The following is a 5,849-nucleotide window of genomic DNA, read 5'->3' on the forward strand; positions in this document are numbered from 1 at the left end:
TACCCCGGCTCTTCCTGCACCCAGCCGTTCTCCAGGCCGGCGTCCTCCAAGGCTTCTACCGCTACGCTGTACTCCTCGGCGGTGATCCTTCTCTCTATCCCGGGAGTCTCGCTCGCGACATGTGCCGGGAAGTACTGGCTCATGAGGGCGATGTGGGTCTCTTCTCCGAGGTTTTCGGCGATCCAGGGAAGGGTCTCGACGCTGCCCGCCCTCCCCTCGGGAAGGACCAGGTGGCGAATGATCAACCCCTTCTTGCCGATGCCGTTTTCGTCACATTCCAGATGCCCGACCTGGCGCAGCATCTCGGCTACCGCCAGCCGATTCACCTCTTTATACCCCTTCGCACCCGAGAGCCTTATGGCCTCCTCGTCGGAAATGTACTTCATGTCCGGGAGGTAGATATCGACCACGCCGTCCAGAAGGTGCAGGGTGTCGAGACGCTCGTAGCCGCTCGTGTTCCATACCAGCGGCAGGTTGAACCCCTTGCGAATCGCGAGATGGAGGGAGGCCAGGATCTGCGGCGTGAAGTGGGTCGGCGTGACGAAGTTTATGTTGTGGGCGCCCTTCTTCTGCAGCGCGACCATCTTGTCGGCCAGCCCGCCGACGGTGAGGTCGGTGCCGTTACGCAGCTGGCTGATCGGGAAGTTCTGGCAAAAACGACAGCTCAAGGTGCAGCCGGAGAGGAAGATGGTGCCCGAGCCCCTGGTTCCCGAAATCGGGGGCTCCTCTCCTCTATGGATGTTTGCCGAGGCAATCCGCGGCGTGCCTGCTGTGCCGCATCTCCCCACCTCGCCTGCCAGGCGGTTGACGCCGCAGGCGTGGGGGCAGAGGTCGCAAGATCGCAAGCGCTGGTAACCGGCCTTGATGCGGCGGGTCAGTTCTCCGCTATGGTAAAGATCTTGATAGTTCATCGTTCTCACTCCCCCCTTTGAAAAAGGGGGGTCGGGGGGGATTTGCCTTTGGGCTGCGGACAAAACCAAATCCCCCTAAATCCCCCTTTGCCAAAGGGGGACTTCGTACGGCACCGGAATTGATGGAAGATCAGCAGTTCCGGCTGGTTCGAAAATCAAGCCTTGTGCTTCTCCATCATCTCCACGAAGCGGCTGAAGAGGTAGTGGGAGTCGTGGGGACCCGGGGAGGCTTCGGGGTGGTGCTGCACCGAGAAAATCGGCAGCTCCTTGTGGCTCATCCCCTCGACGGTCTGGTCGTTCAGGTTCTCGTGCCCGAGCTGGCAGGCGTGCGAAAGCGACAGGATGTCGACGGAGAAACCGTGGTTCTGCGCGGTGATCTCCACCTTCTTCGTTTTCATGTCCATGACCGGGAGGTTGGAGCCGTGGTTGCCGAACTTCAGCTTGATGGTGCGGCCACCCAGGGCGAGACCGAGAAGCTGGTGGCCGAGGCAGATACCGAAGATGGGCTTCTTGCCGACGAACTTCTTGATGTTCTCGATAACTTCCTTCATCGGCTCGGGGTCACCGGGGCCGTTGGAAAGGAAGATGCCGTCCGGGTTCATGGCCAGAGCGGATTCTGCCGGGAAGGTGGCGGGTACCACGGTTACGTCGCATCCGGCGGAGACCAGGCAGCGCAGGATGTTCAGCTTGATGCCGAAGTCGTAGGCCACAACCTTGTATTTCAGCTCCTTCTTATCCACCTGGGGGTAACCGCTGCCCAGGTCCCAGAGCCCTTCGGTCCAGTGATAGGGGGTCGTGCAGCTGACGCCCGAGGCGAGGTCGAGGCCGCTCATGGAGGGGACGGCGCGGGCTTTGCGCACAAGGCTCTCGGGATCGAAGTCGACGGTGGAAATGATGCCGTTCTGGGCACCCTTGTCGCGCAGGTGGCGGGTAAGGGCCCGGGTATCGATCCCCTGGATGCCGACGATGCCGTTTTCCTTGAGGTAGGCATCGAGGCTCATGGTCGCACGCCAGTTGGAGTAGCAATCCATGTACTCCCTTACGATGAAACCGGAGAGGTAGAGCTGGCCGCTTTCCACGTCCTCGGGGTTGATGCCGGTGTTGCCGATCTGGGTGTAGGTCATGGTGACCATCTGGCCCTTGTAGGACGGATCGGTCAGGACCTCCTGGTACCCGGACATGGCGGTGTTGAACACCACCTCGCCACTTGTTTCGCCCGTTGCGCCGAAGGCCTTACCTGAAAAGATCCGGCCGTCTGCCAGAGCAAGTACTGCTTTCATATCTTCTCCATTCAATGTTTATTGCTGCGTCGCGTTTAAGCGGTGTGTACTCCGACAACTTATTTTGCGCGGGATTGAAATCTGATCAGATCTGATTTCAAAGCCACTAAAACGGTTCGGCTTTTAGCTTCTTTGATTGATCAGACTTTATCCGATGTTCATCCCGCGCTAAATGGTTTTAAGCAAATCCCCCCTGTCCCCCCTTTGTCAAGGGGGGGGCGCTTGGGGAAGGGAATCGTGGTTAGGCGGCTTTATGGACGACCTGGCCTTTTACTACGGTGTAGACGGCGGCGCCTTTCATCTCCCAGCCTAGGAAAGGGCTGTTCTTGGACTTCGACTCCAGCTTCTCTGCCGTCACCTGCCACTTCTTCCCGGGGTCGATAATGGTCACGTCGGCTACGGCGCCGGGCTTCAGGGTGCCACGCTCTATCCCAAGGATTTTTGCCGGGTTACATGACATTACCGAAACCAGCCCTTTAAGGTCAAGCACGCCTTCCTCAACGAGCTTGAGGGAGAGCGGGAGGGATGTTTCAAGACCGACGATGCCGTTCAGGGCAATGTTGAACTCGACGTCCTTCTCGTCCAGGTGGTGCGGCGCGTGGTCGGTGGCGATGGCGTCGATGGTGCCGTCGGCCAGGGCGGCCTTCATGGCGGCGACGTCGCTCTCTCCCCTCAGGGGAGGATTCATCTTGGCGTTGGTGTCGTATCCGCGCACAGCCTCATCGGTCAGCGTGAAGTAGTGCGGAGCGGTCTCGCAGGTCACCTTCACTCCGCGGGCCTTGGCGTTCCTGACGATGCGGGCCGAGCCGGCGGTGGAGATGTGGGCGATGTGGACCGGAGCGCCGGTGAACTCGGCAAGATAGACCTCACGGGCCACGGCGGCATCCTCGGCTGTCCACGGGATCCCCTTCAGGCCAAGTTCGGTGGCGACGAACCCTTCATTCATCACGCCCTCCCCTACCAGCGAGAGGTCCTCGGAATGGGAGATAACGGTGATGCCCACGCCCTTGGCGTATTCGAGGGCACGGCGCATCAACTCGGAACTGCATACGGGCTTGCCGTCGTCGGAAACCGCGACGCAGCCAGCCTCCTTGAGGTCACCCATTTCGGCGAGGCTTTCACCCTTGCTACCCTTGGTGATCGCGCCTACCGGGAAGACGTTGACGAGGGCCTCGTTGCGGGCCTTGTTGATGATGTAGGAGGTCACGGCCTTGCTGTCGTTGACCGGCGAGGTGTTCGGCATGCAGGCCACGGAGGTGAAGCCGCCGGCTGCGGCGGCGCGGCTTCCGGTGGCGATGTCTTCCTTGTATTCGAGGCCGGGATCGCGCAGGTGCACATGCATGTCGATGAGCCCGGGTGTCACGATCAGGCCGGCTGCATCGATGGTCTCGGTCCCTTCAGGAGCGGTGAGATCGGCCCCCAGTTCCATGACCACGCCGTCGGCGATCAGTACGTCCATTTTGTCGTCGATCCCCTGTGAAGGATCTATCAAGCGCCCGCCTTTGATCAGCAGATTCATATCAACACCTCTTGTAGAAGCAGATTAAGGTTGAGATCAGGCCCCTAAAGCCCCTCGCCCCGCGGGAGAGGGTGGCCGAAGGCCGGGTGAGGGAGGTTGCCATCATTGAGCAGCTCGCTCCTGACTGGCGCCCTCACCCTAGCCCTCTCCCGGGGGGAGAGGGAATCATGAACTAGGCTACCGCCGGTTCTCCGCCGCAGACGTGGTAGAGCATGGCCATCCTGATGGCGACGCCGTTTTCCACCTGCTTCAGGATGTACGACTGGGAGGAGTCGGCGACGGCTGACGACAGCTCGACTCCGCGGTTGATCGGGCCGGGGTGCATGACCATGGCGTCCCGCTTCGCCAGCGAGAGGACCTCGGGGTTGAGGCCGAAGTAGCGGGCGTACTCACGCATGCTCGGAAGAAGCGTCTTGCCCTGGCGCTCCAGCTGTATCCTCAGCATCATCACCACATCCGCCTGTTCTACCGCTTCCCTCATGTCCTTGCAGACCGTCACGTTACCAAGCCGCTCGATACCCATCGGCATCATGGTCGGAGGCCCGGCAAGGAAGACGTGTGAGCCCATGGTGGTGAGACCGTAGATGTCGGAGCGGGCCACGCGGCTGTGGGTGATGTCGCCCACGATGGCAACCTTCAGACCGGAGAGCTTGCCGAACTTCTGCCGCATGGTCAGCATGTCCAGAAGGCCCTGCGAGGGATGCTCATGAGCGCCGTCCCCTGCGTTGATGACGGAGCAGGATACCCTTTTTGCCAGATACTCGTGTGCACCGGAGACGGAGTGGCGCATGACAATGATGTCCGGCTTCATGGCCAGCACGTTGAGTGCGGTATCGGAGAGGGTTTCCCCCTTGGTCACGGAACTGGTCGACGCCGAGATGTTAATGGTGTCGGCGGATAGTCGTTTCGCAGCAATCTCGAAGGAGGTGCGGGTCCTGGTGGATGCCTCGTAAAAGAGGTTCACCACTGTCTTCCCGCGCAGGGTCGGCACCTTTTTGATGTCGCGACAGTTAATCTCGTTGAGGCTGTCCGCGGTATTCAGCAGCAGCTCAATCTCTTCCCTGGTCAGATCTTTCAGCCCGATGATGTCTTTGTGCCTGAACCCCATATCCCCCCCAAAACAATTACATGTTCACTGCAGCGTTTCGACAATTAAGGACGATCAGAAACTCACTCTGCCTTCGGCACCGCTTGAAAGGTGTATCCACTCTGTGGCTCATTCCCTCACCCTGGCCCTCTCCATACGGGAGAGGGGACTCAGGCTGTACCCGGTCGCGGGGGGAAGGAAGACTACTTCTGCAGGATGACCTCGGTCGGGCGGTTATCGGCATCGAAGCCGACGGCGATGTTCTCACTCCTGCTGGTAGGGACATTGCGGCCGACGAAGTCGGCGCGAATCGGCAGGTCGCGGTGCCCGCGGTCAACGAGGACGGCCAACTGGATGCACGACGGGCGCCCCTGGTCGATGATGGCGTCCAGGGCGGCCCTGATGGTTCTGCCGGTAAAAAGAACATCGTCTACCAGGACAACCTTCTTCCCCTCGATCGAGAACGGCAGCTCGGTCTTGCCAACGGGGAGGTGCTCGGAGTGCCCCTTGATGTCGTCACGGTACATGGTGATGTCGACGGCCCCGACCGGGACCTCGACCCCTTCGATCTCCACCAGCCGCGCGGCCAGCTCGTGGGCCAGATGCACGCCGCCGGTCCTGATGCCGACCAGGACAAGCCCCTCAACACCCTTGTTCTTCTCAAGCACTTCGTGGGCGATCCTCGTGAGCGCCCTTTTGACTCCGTTGCTGTCCAGAATTACAGTGTTTTCAGCCATAGCGACCCCCAGGTTATCGGCACAAGCGCCTGATCTAACGAGACATTCAGCGGACCGCGGATAAGCTCTCCGGATCCCTCCAAGTAAAAAGAGCCTTCACGCACAAAAGGCGAAAAGGCTCTTCCAGATACCATAAAAGAGTGCTTATGCTTCACCTTTGCTAACCTCACGGGGCTAAATTAAAAGGTATGGAGTAAATTTTCGTCAGAGTAACATTCAGGTGAATGATAGTCAAGACCAATGAAGAGGCTGAAAGCGGGAATTACATTAAGTTTCGCTCAAAGCCCCATCGCACCTCCCCCCTTTGCAAAAGGG

The 5,849-nt window shown here is 59.8% G+C and carries 5 protein-coding genes; all 5 read right to left on the reverse strand.

The annotated features are described in order from the left end of the window. Positions 1-911: radical SAM protein (locus AC11W3_RS10135; protein ID WP_484090598.1), on the reverse strand; the 911-nt coding region annotated here is incomplete at its 3' end. Between the two features lie 155 nt (positions 912-1,066). Further along, on the reverse strand, positions 1,067-2,191 hold the full coding sequence (gene carA, locus AC11W3_RS10140; protein WP_484090597.1) for a glutamine-hydrolyzing carbamoyl-phosphate synthase small subunit: 1,125 nt from the start codon (positions 2,189-2,191) through the stop codon (positions 1,067-1,069). A 241-nt stretch (positions 2,192-2,432) separates the two neighbouring features. Further along, positions 2,433-3,710, reverse strand: coding sequence for a dihydroorotase (locus AC11W3_RS10145; RefSeq protein ID WP_484090596.1), 1,278 nt, complete (start codon positions 3,708-3,710; stop codon positions 2,433-2,435). 172 nt (positions 3,711-3,882) lie between these two features. Beyond that, positions 3,883-4,818, reverse strand: a complete 936-nt coding sequence (locus AC11W3_RS10150; protein WP_484090595.1) for an aspartate carbamoyltransferase catalytic subunit — start codon at positions 4,816-4,818, stop codon at positions 3,883-3,885. A gap of 182 nt (positions 4,819-5,000) precedes the next feature. Next, positions 5,001-5,534, reverse strand: coding sequence for a bifunctional pyr operon transcriptional regulator/uracil phosphoribosyltransferase PyrR (gene pyrR / locus AC11W3_RS10155; RefSeq protein WP_484090594.1), 534 nt, complete (start codon positions 5,532-5,534; stop codon positions 5,001-5,003). Positions 5,535-5,849: the final 315 nt, after the last annotated feature.

It is taken from the genome of Geomonas sp., from assembly GCF_056994735.1.

Excerpts from the sequence above, each read along its gene's own strand:
- AC11W3_RS10145 (WP_484090596.1), bottom strand. The coding sequence starts at position 3,710 with ATGAATCTGCTGATCAAAGGCGGGCGCTTGATAGATCCTTCACAGGGG.
- carA (WP_484090597.1), bottom strand. The coding sequence starts at position 2,191 with ATGAAAGCAGTACTTGCTCTGGCAGACGGCCGGATCTTTTCAGGTAAG.
- AC11W3_RS10150 (WP_484090595.1), bottom strand. The coding sequence starts at position 4,818 with ATGGGGTTCAGGCACAAAGACATCATCGGGCTGAAAGATCTGACCAGG.
- pyrR (WP_484090594.1), bottom strand. The coding sequence starts at position 5,534 with ATGGCTGAAAACACTGTAATTCTGGACAGCAACGGAGTCAAAAGGGCG.